We start from the raw sequence: 14,726 nt of genomic DNA on the forward strand, positions 1-14,726 counted from the left end.
GAAGCACGGGTTGACCCGACGAGCCTTGATGCATGTCAATCTGAACGGCGACATCGGGAATTGATCTAGGGCAATGCGTCCTGCAACGCGGAGCCGTACTGGTCCATGGAGGAGGAAGTCGCTTTGACCATCCGCAACCTGGAATTCGTTCTGCATCCCAGATCGATCGCCATATTCGGCGCATCGACCCGGCCCGGCTCGGTAGGCGCGGTGGTCATAGAGAACATTGTCCAGGGAGGGTTCGAAGGACCGATCTGGCCAGTCAATCCAAAGCATCGTGAGATCGCGGGCAGACCTTGCTATCGAACCGCCAAAGAACTTCCCGAGGCACCCGATCTCAGCGTGATCGTTACCCCTGCCGAAACGGTTCCAGGCATTGTCCGGGATCTCGGCAACATAGGCAGCAAGGCGGCTGTCGTAATCACTGCCGGCCTGACGGTGGAAAACGGCCTCAAGCAGGCAATGCTCGAGGCCGCAAAGCCCAATCTGTTTCGAATAGTTGGGCCTAACACGCTTGGCTTGCTCACGCCCAAGCTGAAACTCAACGCCAGCTTTTCGCATTGCAATGCGTCCCCGGGCGGCATCGCGCTGCTTTCCCAGTCCGGGGCGATCGTGACAGCGCTGGTAGACTGGTCACTCGACAACAATGTCGGCTTTTCCCACATCGTGTCCCTGGGCGACATGGCCGATGTTGATGTTGGCGACTACCTCGACCTGCTCGCCAGTGACCCGTCCACGCATGCGATCCTGATGTACCTGGAAACTATCCCCCATCCGCGGAAATTCATGTCGGCTGCACGGGCGGCAGCTCGGCTCAAACCGGTGGTCGCGATAAAATCAGGCCGACATGATCAGGCTGCAAAGGCGGCCATGACACACACTGGCGCACTTGCCGGCGGTGACCGCGCGGTCAGCGCTGCTTTCACCCGGGCGGGAATTCTTCGCGTCGGCGGTCTCATTGAGCTGTTCGATGCGGCAGAGATACTAGCTCTTCTGGGGCCGCTTCAACAAACCCGCCTGGGCATCGTAACCAATGGCGGTGGTGCCGGAGTCCTCGCGGTCGACGACTTGCTTGATCGTCGCTGTGAACTCGCTGCGTTCGCTCCCGCGACGGTTGAACGCCTTAACGCCTGTCTGCCGTCGACCTGGTCGAAAGGAAACCCGGTAGACATCATCGGTGACGCATCGCCACGTAGATATGCCGAAGCCATTGAAGCCGTCGCAGCCGACCCCGGAACAGATGCCCTGATGGTTCTAAATTGCCCGACTGGCCTCGCCTCTTCGACCGATGCGGCATTGGCCGTTTCTTCAATCGCCCGAAGCGGAAAGATAGACGGAAAGCCGTTGATCACCTGCTGGCTTGGAGAAAGCACGGCACGACAGGGGCGACACCTTTTGCAAAACGCCGGGGTCCCGAGTTTCGAGACTCCGGCTGAGGCAGCTCAGGCAGCATCATATCTCAGCGAGTGGTCGCGAGCCCAGGCCGCATTGATGCGAGTGCCGCCGGAGTCCGGGAGCGCTTACATGGCTGACCGCTCCCACGCGATAGCAATCTTCCGGGCGGCTGCGGCTGATGGACGGCAAACGTTGACGGAGGCCGAAGCGAAGGAGGTGATCGCGGCATATGGCATTGCAACGCCAAAGACCGTAGTCGCAAAGTCACCCGCAGATGTCGAGAAGGCTGCGGCAGCTATGCTCCTGAGTGCCGACAAGGTCGTCGTCAAGCTTGTGTCCAGGGACATCTCTCACAAATCAGACGTTGGCGGGGTGGCTCTCGACCTGGGTTCTGCTGAAGCTGCGCGGGAAGCCGCCGAGGCCATCTGCCTTCGCATACAGCACTCTTCGCCTGATACGTCGGTGGACGGTTTCACTGTCCAGCCCATGATTAGCAAACGGAGCGCATACGAACTGCTCGTAGGCATCCATCAAGACCCGATCTTCGGGCCTGTGATTATGTTCGGAAGCGGCGGCGTTGCCGTTGAATTGCTTGACGACACGGCAGTGTCTTTGCCTCCGCTCGACGACGTATTGGCGGGAGATCTCATCGACAATACGCGGGCAGGCCGATTGTTGGCAGGATATCGTGATCGCGAACCAGCCAATCGAGCCGCCATATTGGGTACCTTGGACAGTGTCTCGCGACTGGTCGTCGACTTTCGCTGCATCAAGTCAATGGACATTAATCCTCTGTTGTCGGATCGCGAGGGAGCGGTCGCCCTGGATGCCCGCATCCAGTTCGATCCATCGTTGATCGAGGATCCCGCACCCAATGCCGATCTCGTCATTCGTCCATATCCATCAAAGTGGGAGCGAGACATCGAGGTCAAAGGGCAGCGATACATCATCCGGCCGATCAAGCCGACAGATGTCGCTCTCTATCCGGCATTCCTGGCTAAGGTCACGCAGGAAGACATGCGGCTACGATTTCTCAGTCCTCGCAAGCATTTTCCAGACCAGATGCTAAAGCGGATGACCCAGCTCGACTACGACCGCGAGATAGCCTTCGTAGTCATTGCGCGTGGTGGTGACGAGCTTGCCGGCATCGGTCGCCTCTCATGCGACCCGGATCATGTCGTCGCAGAATATGCGCTGCTCGTCCGAACGGATCTGCAGGCCCAGGGCATCGGCTGGGAACTGCTCAACCAGCTTATCGACTATGCCCGTGAGGACGGAATCTCCAAGATCGAAGGCATGATGCTTGCCGAGAACCGCAAGATGCTGTCGATGTGCCGCGCCCTGGGATTTATGATCCAGCATGAAGTCGATGACCCCGGCCTCTGCCGGGCATCGCTGCGGCTGAAACCTCGCGCGAATGCCGAAGCCAACGACTGACAGTTCAGCAGGAAACCACGCGATCCGTGGCGACCAGAATGTCTGAGACAACGCCGGCAGGTGTCTGGGCGGCATTCAGTCTTTGCCAGCCGACATCGGCAGCCGACCTGCGAAGCTGACGCGACAGCACGTCCACCGTCGCATCTGACACGCCCCCACTTCGCTCGCTCACCCGCGACCAAAGCAGGTTGGCATCGGCCTCCAACCAAAATCCCGCAAACGGCACCCCCCGTTCTGTGGCGCAGAGATCCATTCTGTTCCTGTCTTTCGGACGCTCGAAAACGGCATCTGCCACCACCGACGCCCCCTGAGACAGGATAAGTCCTGCACGCCAGGCCATCTCCGCATAAACGCGCTCGGAAACTTCGGGAGCATAGGCCCTTTCAGGCAGCCGGGTTTCGGGTGCCACACCATGAAGGATTTTCCGAATGCGATCACTTTCGACGACGCGTGCGCCTGGCGGAGCTCCAATATGCGCTGCAAGCGCTTCTGCGACCGTTGTCTTGCCGGAGCCGCTGAGGCCACCAATCGCCACGAGACGGGGCGGGCAAGCGGCCAGAAGCTGACGCGCGAGCTTGAAGTACGATCGTGCATCCGCTGCAAGTCGCGTCTTTTGGGGCCCGCCTTCTTCAGCCTGCGTGGCAGTGACGTGTGCGCGTACAGCTGCACGGATTGCCATTAGCAGCGGCAGGAGTACGAAACCGTCCTCATCGTCTGCTTCATCGAGATAGCGGTTCGCAACCAGGTTAGAAAACTCGGGCAGCCCCCGATGCCAAAGGTCCATCAACAAAAACGCAAGGTCGTAGAGGACATCGACGGTAGAGATGTCGTCGTTGAACTCGATGCAGTCGAACAGACGTGGCTTGCCCTGGAAGAGGCAGATGTTGCGCAAGTGAAGGTCGCCATGGCATCGACGCACCTTTCCATGTCGTTCCCGACTGTCTAGCAGGCCCCCCTGCCGTTGTAGGGCTGTCCGGAAGAGGCCATCGAACTCCTCGACCTCGGATCTGGAGAACACATGGCTCGTGCCAAACCCTGCAAGATTGATGTCGAGCACGCGCTGAAGATTGGCAGCACCTCCGCAGCCATGGGCCACAGGCCCATCACGATGGAATCTAATGATCGTATGGGCAACGTCGGTCATCAGTTGCGGTGTCAATTCATCTGCCACTGCCATCTTGTCGAGCAAGGCAGATTGATCGAAACGTCGCATCTCGACCACAGCGTCAATGAGATCTCCCCTTCCATCAAACTCCAGACGGCCGTCAGGCCTTCGCGTCAACCGTCTCACCCCGAGATAAAGCTCCGGTGCCGTCTTTGAGTTGCGTTCCACCTCCAGCTGACAAACAGCAAGCCTACGATCCGCCGATGAGAAGTCCACGTACGGAAGCTGCACCGCCCGCTTCATCTTGAACGCGCGATCTCCTGCAAGGAAAACGCGGGAAATGTGCGTCTCAATCATTTCCACGGGCCGCGGATCACCATGGCTGGTGGCATCCATCAAGAAATCGACTGCTGCGACCTGGTTATCGGTGATCATTATCCATGCCCTCGATCCGTCCCGTGGCCTCAGGAAGCAACGCTTTCGTTTTCACCTCTGCAGGCTCTCGATGAACGTTGCCAGCTCGTGAATTCTCTCCTGCGTCACGACGGGTCCGTCATCCGGACCATAAAGGCGTTTGTCGCTTAGAAGGAATTGCTGCCCCCAGACTGGCATGTCGCGCTCGCCATGGCCTGGAACAACATAGCGGCCGTCAATTGTTGCCATCACACGCCGATACGGAAACTCTTCACCGTTCTTTTCGGCAAGCTGCGTCAGGTCAGTCGGTGCGCTTCGTAATTCCGCAGCCAAAGGACCATCGCCCCGCCCGCCACTTCCATGGCAGGCCGCGCATGAATTTAGAAACTCAGATTCCCCGTAGCTCATCTCTTGAGCATGAAGAGAAATTGAGCTGCCTGAAATCAATACAGCGACTGTGATCAAGCGTTTCATATGGCGACCTCAGCCCATCGGGTTGGAGCCTAATGTCCCGGTCATGCGTAACCTTGATACGGATCAAATCACATGCGCTTTCACGAATTGACGTAGAGCAAGGAATGTTCCGATCCTGGGCGGTATCAGAAGACCTGGTTTCAATTGACTGAGGATTCAAGCCATGGCCTTCAAGACAATTCTAACGGTTACCGGCACCCACCGCGGCGACAATGACATCAAGTTGGCCGCCTCCTTGTGCGCGGAGGTGGACGCTCATCTTTCCGTGCTTGCCGTGACGCTCGCGGCACCTCCGCCCATTGGCGACTACGCAGCGCCGATGTCCGATGCCTGGATGGAAGAGCGGCGCGCCGATCTCGAGAGGCTTGATACGAGGACGGCCGAGGTCACGCGATTGCTAGCCAGCGCCGCGATTTCGGCGGATGTTTCCAACGCCTATCCTGAAATGGCCTGGGCCGACGAGATCATCGGACGGCGCGCGCGATATTCTGATCTGACCTTCGTCGGTCCGGATCTGCTGTCAGGAGGAACGCTCAGGGACAAGACGATTGAGGGTGCGCTCTTCTCGTCGGGCAAGCCAATGCTGTTGTCGCCCGAGGGCAGCAAGCCGACGCTGCGGCCCAGGAAGGTGATGGTTGCATGGGATTCGCGCATCGAAGCCTCGCGCGCAGTTCGGGAGGCTATCGACATCCTGAGGGCCGCAGACGACGTGCATCTGGTCCTCGTCGATCCGCTTGAGGGTGAAGGCCGTCAGGGCGACGAGCCCGGAGCCGATGTTGCGACCTATCTGGCCCGCCACGGCGCAAAGGTCACGGTCGACAGGTTGCCGAGTTCAGGGCAAAAAGTCGCCGATGTGCTGAAGCGGCATGCCTCGGACATGTCCGCTGAACTGATCGTGATGGGCGCATATGGCCACTCCCGCCTGCGGGAGAAGATCTTCGGCGGCGTAACCAAATCGATCCTGGAAGACGTTTCAATCCCGGTATTGATGGCACGCTGAACTTAAGCTGCGGGGTCGGTGGGAGAGATCGAACCGGCCCCGCGCGTCAGATTGCCAACATCCTTCAAGATTGCTCCCCCTCGACAGCCTCCCGGCCCGATACTTGTTCGACGCAAATCCGGAAGAAAAGGTGGGATGAATGCTGGGCAATGGGACGCTGATCGGGTTTCAGACCGCCTGGCTCCCACCAGTTCACATGTTTGCTGAGCAGGTTCCAGGCATGCTCCTGATCGATCTTGTTCTGCGGCGTGTCGCCTTTCAACTCCTCGAATCGGCCATCGACCAGCACGCTGCGCCACTCTCGGCCACTTCCCCTTTCGTCGACCAGCACGCAAACGCAGGGATTGGCTCGCATGAAGTCTATCTTCTTTCCAGGCATAGAGAACGCGTAAAGCCTGCTGTCTGAGTAACAGAAGTAGAACGGCACAACATATGGCCGTCCGTCCTTGGAACAACCAAGGTGGCCGAAATGACTGCGAGCCAAAATCTTGCTGCAGTCAAGCGTAGACAAAGAACGAACCCACATGACCTCACCTCCGTAAGGTTGAATCAGCGCGGCCAGAAGTCGATCGCGCCTGCCATGGTTGGCACAACACGTGTCCCGGCCTCCCCTGACAGGACATGTTCCACATTCGAAATCGATCCGATGGCAGCCCATCTGTGCGATGCCTCGACGAAGTCGCATGCGGCCTTCACCTTAGGCCCCATCGAAGACGGATCGAAGGCCAGCGTTCCCAACGACGCGGGAGTGGCTTGTCTGATTTGTCGCTGTTCCGGTTTGCCATAGTCCGTGGCAACCGACAGCACGTCCGTCAGAAACAGCAATCCGTCGGCATCCAATTCTCGTGCCAGGAGCGAAGCGAATTCGTCTTTGTCCGGCAGGGCCTCCATCCCGTGCAACTCACCACCAGAGCCCGCAGCGACGGGTACGGGGCCGCACATGACAACTGCCGTACCAGACCCGAGCATAGATTTCGCTGCGCCAATCTCGATGGTCTCGAGAAGGCGGGGAACTGGGACAACACGTCGATACTCGCCGTCAAAATCCGCAAATTGCCAGCCACGCAGCTGGCGCAATTGATGGGCGTAGGTCCGTTCGTAGAAGGGTCCGATGGGCTTCGCCGGCTTTCCAAAAGCCTCGTCATCGGCATTGACCAGCACCTGCGCCATGTGCGCGACAACGTGTCGGTCGCTCCCGAGTTTGTTCCACAACTCTCGAGCCAGCAGATACCCTGTCTCACCCCCAGCTTGAGCGCACAGCAGATCAAGACGCGTAGGTTCGGCGACCCTGTAGGAAAACGACTGCAGTGCGAGCATCGCCAACTGTGGGCCGCTGCCGTGAGCGATCACCACGTCGTGTTCCCTAAACACGGGCGCGAGCCACATGGCGGCCATGGCGGCGTTTTCGCGCTGGTTCTCGGCCGTGATCGCCTGCCCTTTGCGCAAGAGGGCATTCCCACCCAAGGAAACCACAAGTCTCATGTTGTGCCTCCGCAGTTTGTGTTCGCCGCTGGCAATCGGGGACGTTCGCGATGCCGTGAGGGCGACTATCGCGACGTGTAACCTCCGTCGACCAGATGATAGCTGCCCGTTATGAAGCTTGCTCTTTCGGACAAGAGGAAGCAGGTCAGCGCCGCGACCTCACGCGCAGATCCGAGGCGGTTCAACGGGTGCAGGGCCGCCAGCTGTCCGATCGTCTCATCGTCCAGGTTCTTCTTGAGGAGTGGGGTGTCGATAAACGCTGGGCCGACGGCGTTAACGCGAACATTCTTCGCTGCATATTCAATAGCTACCGCTTTCGTCAATCCAACCAGAGCGTGCTTTGCAGCAACATATGCGCAAGCCTTGCTCCAACCCACCGACCCCAGGATGGAAGACATATTGACGATCGCTCCTCCGCCGGACTTCAGCATGGCCGGAAGCTGGAACTTGATGCAGTAGAAAACACCATCGAGATTCACTTCCATCACGCTTAGCCAATTATCGATCGGATAGTCGGCCGTTTCGGTATCCACGCCGCCTACGCCCGCATTGTTGACCGCAAGGTGAAGGCCTCCGAACGTCTCCACGGCGAACCGGACCATCTGTTCAACTGATCGTGGATCAGCAACGTCGACCTGACAGGCGTGGGCTTCGCCATTTTCAGCCACGATGGCTTGGGCCACGCGTGCCGCTGAGTGGATGTCGATGTCTGCCACAACAACCTTGGCACCGCCCGCGGCAAGCTCTCGAGCCACAGCCTCGCCTATGCCCGATCCAGCTCCGGTGACAAGCGCGACTTTACTCGAGAACTCCATGGTCGCGTTCCTCAATGCGACATCAGTATCGGCAGACGCAGGTCTGTCAGCACGCCTTCCGTCGCCCCTCCAAGCACGAAGTCACGAACCCTGGAATGGCCGTATCCCCCCATCACCAGGAGGTCCGCACCCAGCTCTATCGCCCGTTCCTGCAAGGTGATTGCGATCGGGCAGTCTTCGGATTTGATGTCTGCGGCATCCGCGTTGAGCCCACGCTTTCTCAATGAAGCGACCAGCTTTTCGCCGATGTCGGCTGCCTTCAGCGGCTTTTCGTCGACTATCGTGAGAACATGGATCCTGGAGGCGTGCGTCAGGAGTGGTAATGCATCAGCCACGGCGCGAGCTGCCACGCGGCTGCCGTCCCATGCGATCGCGATGTGCTCGATCTTGGCTGCGCTGGCCGAGTCGGGCAGCAGGATTGTTGGCCGGCCGGAGTCGAAAATGACCCCTTCCGCAATCATTCTGGAGGTCTGGTTGTTCGGCTCCCACCCCACGAGCGCAAAGTCATGATACCTAGCATGGGTTGCCGCATTTTCACCCTGAAGCGCGAGAAGGACGGCCTCGGAAGCAGTGGTGACGGCAACGCCCTGTCGCGATCCTTCTTCGACCACTTTCGCGAGAAGGTGATCGCCGGCTTTGCGACTGACTGCCTCGGCCTCCCGGATTCGCGCCGGGACATCGATCAGAATTCGTGACAATGGACTCGAAACGTGTGGGATCTCCGCATGAATCGCTAGAACATGCAGGTCGGCATGCAGCTGTTGCGCGACAGCGACGGCATTGACGGCGACGGCATCCGAGTTTGGATCAGGATATGTCGCGAGTGGCAGAAAAATCTGGGTTTTCATGCTGCGTCTCCTTGAGCAACGTTTCAGGAAGCCACATCGACCTGAACATGGTCAGAATGAGCGTTCCGGGAGATCTTCGCCTTGACGTAGAGCAAACATTTGCAGATGCACCGCAACTGCCCGAGAGAAGACATCGGAATTGTCTTATCGAGGATGCCGAAGCCTTCGCTCTTCGTTGGCTGCCCGAAGCGCATTCATCGCGTCCTCATCCGTCAGCTGAGGGAAACTGCGATAGTGGTAGCTCAGGGCGCGAAAGCGGCCTGGCGCACTCAAGCAGAAGACTTGGTCGGCCTCCTGTCGGAGAACGTCAAGCGCGTCGGACGGTGCGACAGGGAGTGCCACGACGGTACGTGTCGGCCCCCGCCGTTTGACCGCGCGCAAGGCGACTTTCAGGGTCGCCCCTGTGGCGGCACCGTCGTCGACCAAGACCGCAGTTCTGCCAGCCAGTGAATGGGAGCGGGTGACCCCTCGAAAAAGCCTGCTGCGCCGCTCCAGTTCCGGACGCTCTGCGTTCACCAGCGCAGCAAGTTCCTCGTCTCCCAGGGAATACGCTTCGACGATTTCGCGGTTCACGACCACATCCGGAGGCGTGCCATCGACGATTGCAGCGACAGCCAATTCCGCGTTCCCCGGCGCGCCAACTTTGCGGACAATGAGCACGTCGAGAGGAGCATCGAGCGCACTAGCGACGGCTGCGGCCACTGGGATGCCCCCACGGGGAAGCGCCAGAACAACGGGCTTGGCCAGCTTGGCGCCAAGCAATTCAAGCCCCAGCCTTTCGCCCGCCTCTTGCCTATCTCGGAACATTGCCGTCATTCCGGCCAAAGGTGTCGAAGCGACTTGCGCATCGAATTCTTCACCTGGACGATTTCACCATGGGAAAGATGCCGATCGAGGAGCCTGAATACGGCTGCAATACCTTCCTCGATGTCGACCTCGGGCTGTTCGTTCAAGGACTTCGAGATTCGGAGCACAAAGTCACGTTTGTCACGCTCCACGGCGGGCGACTTCGCTGGATCCCAGCCTTCGAAATAGATTCCTCGGATCATCTCAGGTAGCTGCGAAGAAAGATCCGCGGCCTCCTCTGGCGACAGCCAGTCGCGCAACGCCTGAAGCACTGCCCTCATCAAACGATGAGAGAGGTTTTCCGGCCAGCCGAGATCGGCAGCCAGTTCATTCACCCATTGCTGAGCTTGCTGGGCGGAGTGTGAGAAGTTGGGCTTTGATGCGTGTCCCATGAGTCGACCCCATGTCCTTTGCCGGAGTGTCTCGACTTTTGGTGGTTTGGGAGATCAGCCTCACCACCCCACGTCGTTGCGAAGTATCTGGCGATCTCGTTGTCAGAAAGCCCCAGGTGCCTCAGGGCGCGGACGCTAGCTTTCGTCCGCTACCATCGGAGACCTTCTGGCATGAGTGTCGGCGCCATGAACGCGCCAACACTCAGCATTGTGGTTGGCCCTATGCGGCCTTCACCGTGATCGTCTTTTCAGGCTTCTGGGCTTCCGCAGTCTTCGGCAGCCTGACAGTCAAGATGCCCTTCGAAAAGGTGGCTTCGATCTTGTCGGCATCGACCCCCTCGGGAATCTGAACGGACCGCTGGAATGAACCGTAACGGCGTTCTGACAGGAAATAGTCTTTCTTCTTCTCTTCCTTTTTCTCGGATTTTTCACCCTTGATCGTCAGCACGTGGTTGGTGACCTTGATATCGATGTCCTTCTCGTCGGTCCCAGGGAGTTCGGCCGTGATTTCGTACTCCCCGTCCTTTTCGACCAGATCCATCGCAGGAGCCAATGGCCAATTGCCTGCAAAGGGAGTGCGTAGCTCTGGCAACCTTGGAATAGCCCCACGCCAACCAAATGGATGGAAATCATCGAAGAGACGATCGACCTCTCGGCGCAAGGACTCAAACGAAGTCCATCCTCCGCCGCGAGCCTGCGGTACATTTTCCTTCTCGGCCGTTACGGGAAGTTTGGTCGATGTATCAGCCATGGAATTGATCCTTCTTGAACGTTGACCTATCGCCTCGTTTGGGCAGCTATTCCGCCGCGTGCACAGATGGCCGCGCAGGTTGGAGAGGCGCTCTCCCAGCTCTTCCTTGAGACGATGTTCCTGAATGTTACGCCGAGCACCCTCGACCACATTGACGTATGTCAAACTGGCGGTGACCAACACGGCACATTGGGCGTGAAGACGAAGTCAGGCACGTCGCGAAGGGGCCAGAGCAGTTCGGTCACAGTCTCGCTTGTCGACCTGCCTGGATAGGATTCCCACATGTCGCCAGTCGCAGTGAGCCCGCGCGCGTGAATTTCCGCGAGCACAGCCCTGTAGGTGTCGGTCAATGGCTCTCTGGAACCAACTTGTTGAGCCTTGACTGCTTCTCCGGCCGCCGTTGCGCCAAGCCCTAAGCCGGACCCACGCAAGATTCTGAATTGATCCTCGCGTATCGGGAAGCCTGCGTCGAAAAGAACCTCATTCTCGTCGATCTTGCGATAGCGAACCAGACGTGGACCTGCCGGAACGACCATGCTCGACGATAGCGCCCCGTAGAGCTTCTCAAAGCTTACAGCCAGCATGTCGCCGAGTTGTGCAGAGGTGCCACTTCGCGAGACATACGCATAAGGGCTCGGCAACATGGAAACCAGTTCAAGGTCTGGCATTGCTGCACCCTGGATCACCGTCAGTTTGACATCAGCCGATTTATCGCTGGACTTCTAAGCAGGGCACGAGTGACACCGCCAAACGCCCATTCTCGGATTCGGCTATGACCGTAGGCACCGGAGACAAGCAGATCAGCGCCATATTCATCGGCAATCTGGATTAAGGCTTCGGCCTCATCTGCTCCGCCGACATCAATGGCCTCTGCGGTTGCCCTAACGCCATGTCGAGCGAGAAAGCTGACGACATCATCGATGCCTTGTCTCGCTGTGCCGTCGACGCTTCCGAGAGCCACGACGCGCACCCGCGACGCAGCTGTAAGGAATGGCATCGCATCTGCGACTGCACGCCGAGCCTCGCGCGTATCCTTCCAGGCGATCAAGACAGCCTCAGCGCTGACGGGCTTGAAATCGGCAGGCGCCAGCAGCACTGGGCGCCCTGCGGAAAGCAGCAAAGTTCCATGGTCCACAGTTCGGTTGGAGTCGACTGCCGATAGAGGCCCAGACCCCGCGACGATCAAGTCTGCCGCTCGCGAGTGCAGTGCTAGCAGTTGGTTGGGATTGCCGATTTCACCACGCCAGGAGACACGTTTGTCGTCACCTGCCAGTTGGAAGAATTCCTGCCTTACCTTTGCGAGGCGGTCCTCAATTTCGTCGACTTGGCGCTGCATCGCTTCTGCAATTGCAAGGTCGCTGTCACCTGTCGGCATGACATATCTCGGCTCGGCCGCGCAGAAGCCTATCAAATCTGCGTCAAACATCAGAGCCGCGGCTTTTGCATAGGCTACCCTAGACCGGACAGGACGGTCGATATCGAGTTGCAGGAGGATCGTGTTGTAGCTCATTGACTTGCTCCACTCCGAGCAAACCATGACATGTTGGCGTTGGTCCGCTTTGACGTGCGTCAAGGAGGAGCCTTACCCGACAACCAAATCGGCCTTCGATAGATTTCCTTCGCTCCCGCCCATCTCACTGACAGGCGGGTGTTGCGGTCGGCCGCTTACCAAATCCCAAATGATTGGGCATTTGATCCTTCGCCAGCCGCACCAGCTGCAAGGTCTGGGTTATCCCGCCGGGCTACCGTCGGTCGATGGTCTCTTTCAAGTCTGGGACCTCATAGGGAGCTTCGGGTTTGGCATTGTGCGTCAGGGTGCTCCCGGGGCAGCCCATCTCAGGCGATCTGGTCGCGGAAGATTACTACATGTCCAAGACCGATAAGGACATCAACGCGCTCTTGCGGTCAAAGCGCCTGCGCATTGATGAAGGACGTTACTCGAAAACACTGTCGATCCTACGGGTTCGACATGACAGTTCAGATCTGAGTGATCTCTCCGAGGAAGAACTGCGCACCGTCGCCTGGAAAAAGGAATGGTGCGTCAGGTTTCTCCGTGAAGCTTCCAACATTGAGGAGCGATGGCAGCCGCGTCGAACCCTGGAAGATTTCGGAGTCTTCGTTGAAATCTATCGCGACGCGATGGTGGTATCTTGACGAGAGGCGGCGCCCGGCAGCATTCCTCACCTGCCCTACCGCGCAGCTACCGCTGTGATTTCAACGCCGAGATCGGGATAGGCGAGCCTGGATTCGACCGTCGCCCTCGCCGGCGCCTCGCCGGAGATGACCCATCGGTCCCAGGCTTCGTTCATCTGGGCGAAGTTCGACATGTCGGCCAGATAGATCTGCACCATGGCGAGGTTCCTCTTGGTCACCCCGGCCTGCGCCAGCGTCTCGTCGAGCAACTGGAGCACCTCTTCCGTCTGTTCGCGCACCGATTGGCCTCGCGTCTTCTCGGCGGTGTGGCCGGCGACGAAAATCAGGTTGCCTACGACGACAGCGTCACTCCACCTGATATCGGGGTTTATTCTTTCAAGCATCGGATCATCCTTTTTCGCGGGCTCCACGGCACGTGGGAATCCAACTGACGACAGCCTATGTTTGATAGGCCGCCAGAGAGCAAGGGACGTTCATCGGCAGCGATCTGCCGGCAGCTGAGACGCCATTCGTCACGGCCGAGAGTTTTCGGCGGGTGGCGAGTGGCTGCACCATCCAACATACACGCCGCTACTCTTCGCCCGCATTCGCTGCGGCCCGAAAGCGCCCCTCGAACTCCCGCCTCAGTTCGCGGCGCAGTTCAGCGGCGCGGTGGCGTCTGCGGTCGATGTCGGTCGACGGCACAAAAGGCGGGATCCCGGTCGGGCGGCCGTCTTCGTCCACTGCCACCATGGTGAAGTAGCAGGAATTGGTGTGGCGCCGCTGGCCGGAGCGAATGTTTTCGGCCTCGACGTGGATGCCGATTTCCATCGAGGTGCGGCCGGCGAAATTGACCGAGGCCCGGAAGGTGACAAGTTCGCCGACATTGATCGGCTCGCGGAACACCACCTGGTCTACCGAGAGCGTGACGGCGTATTTGTTGGAATAACGGGACGCGCATGAGAAAGCGACGCGGTCGAGGAGATTGAGCAAGGCACCGCCATGCACCTTGCCGCTGAAATTCGCCATCTCGGGCGTCATCAGCACGACCATCTCGAGCCGGCGCGTATCCCTGTCCACCTAACGAACCTCCCCGATGATTGCAGCCGCATTCGACCACATTTGATGCGCGTCGAACACTGCGCACTTCATCACCGTCCCAAACTGCGAGCCCGAATGGTCGCGAAGGAGCTGTGCCCAAAACAGGTCGGAGACGCGCCCATTCCGATCGAGCTCAACTGGCTGCTCCATCAGACGAACAAGCTACATCAACCCATCCAATGAGCTAATTGTCTCTGTACCTGCGACGGGCGTAGATTCGAAGGTGGGAAGGTGGGGTAGTGCGCCGACGCGGTGCCTTAAATCCTAGGTGTGAGTATTGCGTCGGCTGCCCCACCCCAACGCCCACCGCGCAATGCAGACGGCCCGACTTGGCAACGCCAAGCGGGCCGCTCTTGCAATTGCTGGCCGCCACCGCCACGTTCTGCTTTGAAGGTTGGAACGCACCTATCTCGTCGTCATGCCAACGCGACGCAGGAGCGCAGCGGCGAGGAGCGGTCCGGGAAGTGGACCAAAAGCCAATTGCTTGGCCTTTCGAGCGACGAACGCCCGAAGTGACAGCGAAGAGCCTCGGA

General features: G+C 58.9%; 16 protein-coding genes. 3 read left to right on the top strand and 13 right to left on the bottom strand.

The window, feature by feature from the left end; all coding sequences use genetic code 11:
• The first annotated feature begins 105 nt into the window (after nt 1-105).
• On the top strand, nt 106-2,832 hold the full coding sequence (locus Amn_RS16420; protein ID WP_154384001.1) for a bifunctional acetate--CoA ligase family protein/GNAT family N-acetyltransferase: 2,727 nt from the start codon (nt 106-108) through the stop codon (nt 2,830-2,832).
• 4 nt (nt 2,833-2,836) lie between these two features.
• On the opposite strand, the gene Amn_RS16425 is transcribed toward Amn_RS16420, so the two are convergent.
• Nucleotides 2,837-4,372 (bottom strand): bifunctional aminoglycoside phosphotransferase/ATP-binding protein, encoded by a 1,536-nt coding sequence (locus Amn_RS16425; RefSeq protein ID WP_286290499.1) that lies wholly within the window; start codon nt 4,370-4,372, stop codon nt 2,837-2,839.
• A 51-nt stretch (nt 4,373-4,423) separates the two neighbouring features.
• Complete coding sequence (locus Amn_RS16430; RefSeq protein ID WP_154383999.1) at nt 4,424-4,825, bottom strand: c-type cytochrome; 402 nt, start codon at nt 4,823-4,825, stop codon at nt 4,424-4,426.
• Nucleotides 4,826-4,988: 163 nt separating this feature from the next.
• Here Amn_RS16430 and Amn_RS16435 point away from each other — a divergent pair, with 163 nt between their 5' ends.
• Nucleotides 4,989-5,825 (top strand): universal stress protein, encoded by an 837-nt coding sequence (locus tag Amn_RS16435; RefSeq protein ID WP_154383998.1) that lies wholly within the window; start codon nt 4,989-4,991, stop codon nt 5,823-5,825.
• Between the two features lie 64 nt (nt 5,826-5,889).
• Here the strand turns inward: Amn_RS16435 and Amn_RS16440 are convergent, their stop codons facing one another.
• The 9 genes from Amn_RS16440 to Amn_RS16480 all read right to left on the bottom strand — a co-directional run bounded on the left by Amn_RS16440 (nt 5,890) and on the right by Amn_RS16480 (nt 12,469).
• Nucleotides 5,890-6,351: a pyridoxamine 5'-phosphate oxidase family protein gene (locus Amn_RS16440; protein ID WP_067961390.1), complete on the bottom strand. Its 462-nt coding sequence runs from the start codon at nt 6,349-6,351 to the stop codon at nt 5,890-5,892.
• 23 nt (nt 6,352-6,374) lie between these two features.
• The gene (locus tag Amn_RS16445; RefSeq protein ID WP_067961388.1) at nt 6,375-7,307 is read right to left on the bottom strand and encodes an amino acid kinase family protein; all 933 of its coding nucleotides are present in this window, start codon (nt 7,305-7,307) and stop codon (nt 6,375-6,377) included.
• Nucleotides 7,308-7,372: 65 nt separating this feature from the next.
• A complete protein-coding gene (locus tag Amn_RS16450) occupies nt 7,373-8,122 on the bottom strand; it encodes an SDR family NAD(P)-dependent oxidoreductase (protein WP_067961386.1) in 750 nt (249 codons plus the stop codon).
• A gap of 11 nt (nt 8,123-8,133) precedes the next feature.
• Entirely contained in the window at nt 8,134-8,970 is an 837-nt protein-coding gene (locus Amn_RS16455; RefSeq protein ID WP_067961384.1) for a universal stress protein, read from the bottom strand.
• A 144-nt stretch (nt 8,971-9,114) separates the two neighbouring features.
• On the bottom strand, nt 9,115-9,777 hold the full coding sequence (locus tag Amn_RS16460) for a phosphoribosyltransferase (RefSeq protein ID WP_246340642.1): 663 nt from the start codon (nt 9,775-9,777) through the stop codon (nt 9,115-9,117).
• A gap of 5 nt (nt 9,778-9,782) precedes the next feature.
• Nucleotides 9,783-10,208 carry a DUF2267 domain-containing protein gene (locus Amn_RS16465; RefSeq protein WP_067961380.1) on the bottom strand — a complete coding sequence of 142 codons (426 nt, stop codon included), beginning with the start codon at nt 10,206-10,208 and terminating at the stop codon, nt 9,783-9,785.
• Between the two features lie 220 nt (nt 10,209-10,428).
• Nucleotides 10,429-10,959 carry an Hsp20/alpha crystallin family protein gene (locus Amn_RS16470; RefSeq protein WP_067961378.1) on the bottom strand — a complete coding sequence of 177 codons (531 nt, stop codon included), beginning with the start codon at nt 10,957-10,959 and terminating at the stop codon, nt 10,429-10,431.
• 161 nt (nt 10,960-11,120) lie between these two features.
• Complete coding sequence (locus tag Amn_RS16475; RefSeq protein ID WP_157097075.1) at nt 11,121-11,627, bottom strand: GyrI-like domain-containing protein; 507 nt, start codon at nt 11,625-11,627, stop codon at nt 11,121-11,123.
• 20 nt (nt 11,628-11,647) lie between these two features.
• Nucleotides 11,648-12,469 (bottom strand): universal stress protein, encoded by an 822-nt coding sequence (locus Amn_RS16480; RefSeq protein WP_067966429.1) that lies wholly within the window; start codon nt 12,467-12,469, stop codon nt 11,648-11,650.
• A gap of 356 nt (nt 12,470-12,825) precedes the next feature.
• On the opposite strand from Amn_RS16480, the gene Amn_RS16485 reads away from it, so the two are divergent.
• A complete protein-coding gene (locus Amn_RS16485; protein ID WP_157097074.1) occupies nt 12,826-13,113 on the top strand; it encodes a hypothetical protein in 288 nt (95 codons plus the stop codon).
• A 35-nt stretch (nt 13,114-13,148) separates the two neighbouring features.
• Here the strand turns inward: Amn_RS16485 and Amn_RS16490 are convergent, their stop codons facing one another.
• Both Amn_RS16490 and Amn_RS16495 read right to left on the bottom strand, forming a co-directional pair.
• Complete coding sequence (locus Amn_RS16490) at nt 13,149-13,496, bottom strand: RidA family protein (protein WP_067966427.1); 348 nt, start codon at nt 13,494-13,496, stop codon at nt 13,149-13,151.
• A 187-nt stretch (nt 13,497-13,683) separates the two neighbouring features.
• A complete protein-coding gene (locus Amn_RS16495; protein WP_067966424.1) occupies nt 13,684-14,145 on the bottom strand; it encodes an acyl-CoA thioesterase in 462 nt (153 codons plus the stop codon).
• Between the last annotated feature and the right edge of the window lie 581 nt (nt 14,146-14,726).

Source organism: Aminobacter sp. Y103A, assembly GCF_030294925.1.
In the GTDB taxonomy this organism is placed as follows: domain Bacteria; phylum Pseudomonadota; class Alphaproteobacteria; order Rhizobiales; family Rhizobiaceae; genus Aminobacter; species Aminobacter ciceronei.

Excerpts from the sequence above, each read along its gene's own strand:
- Amn_RS16420 (WP_154384001.1), top strand. The coding sequence starts at position 106 with ATGGAGGAGGAAGTCGCTTTGACCATCCGCAACCTGGAATTCGTTCTG.
- Amn_RS16425 (WP_286290499.1), bottom strand. The coding sequence starts at position 4,372 with ATGATCACCGATAACCAGGTCGCAGCAGTCGATTTCTTGATGGATGCC.
- Amn_RS16430 (WP_154383999.1), bottom strand. The coding sequence starts at position 4,825 with ATGAAACGCTTGATCACAGTCGCTGTATTGATTTCAGGCAGCTCAATT.
- Amn_RS16435 (WP_154383998.1), top strand. The coding sequence starts at position 4,989 with ATGGCCTTCAAGACAATTCTAACGGTTACCGGCACCCACCGCGGCGAC.
- Amn_RS16440 (WP_067961390.1), bottom strand. The coding sequence starts at position 6,351 with ATGTGGGTTCGTTCTTTGTCTACGCTTGACTGCAGCAAGATTTTGGCT.
- Amn_RS16445 (WP_067961388.1), bottom strand. The coding sequence starts at position 7,307 with ATGAGACTTGTGGTTTCCTTGGGTGGGAATGCCCTCTTGCGCAAAGGG.
- Amn_RS16450 (WP_067961386.1), bottom strand. The coding sequence starts at position 8,122 with ATGGAGTTCTCGAGTAAAGTCGCGCTTGTCACCGGAGCTGGATCGGGC.
- Amn_RS16455 (WP_067961384.1), bottom strand. The coding sequence starts at position 8,970 with ATGAAAACCCAGATTTTTCTGCCACTCGCGACATATCCTGATCCAAAC.
- Amn_RS16460 (WP_246340642.1), bottom strand. The coding sequence starts at position 9,777 with ATGTTCCGAGATAGGCAAGAGGCGGGCGAAAGGCTGGGGCTTGAATTG.
- Amn_RS16465 (WP_067961380.1), bottom strand. The coding sequence starts at position 10,208 with ATGGGACACGCATCAAAGCCCAACTTCTCACACTCCGCCCAGCAAGCT.
- Amn_RS16470 (WP_067961378.1), bottom strand. The coding sequence starts at position 10,959 with ATGGCTGATACATCGACCAAACTTCCCGTAACGGCCGAGAAGGAAAAT.
- Amn_RS16475 (WP_157097075.1), bottom strand. The coding sequence starts at position 11,627 with ATGCCAGACCTTGAACTGGTTTCCATGTTGCCGAGCCCTTATGCGTAT.
- Amn_RS16480 (WP_067966429.1), bottom strand. The coding sequence starts at position 12,469 with ATGAGCTACAACACGATCCTCCTGCAACTCGATATCGACCGTCCTGTC.
- Amn_RS16485 (WP_157097074.1), top strand. The coding sequence starts at position 12,826 with ATGTCCAAGACCGATAAGGACATCAACGCGCTCTTGCGGTCAAAGCGC.
- Amn_RS16490 (WP_067966427.1), bottom strand. The coding sequence starts at position 13,496 with ATGCTTGAAAGAATAAACCCCGATATCAGGTGGAGTGACGCTGTCGTC.
- Amn_RS16495 (WP_067966424.1), bottom strand. The coding sequence starts at position 14,145 with ATGGTCGTGCTGATGACGCCCGAGATGGCGAATTTCAGCGGCAAGGTG.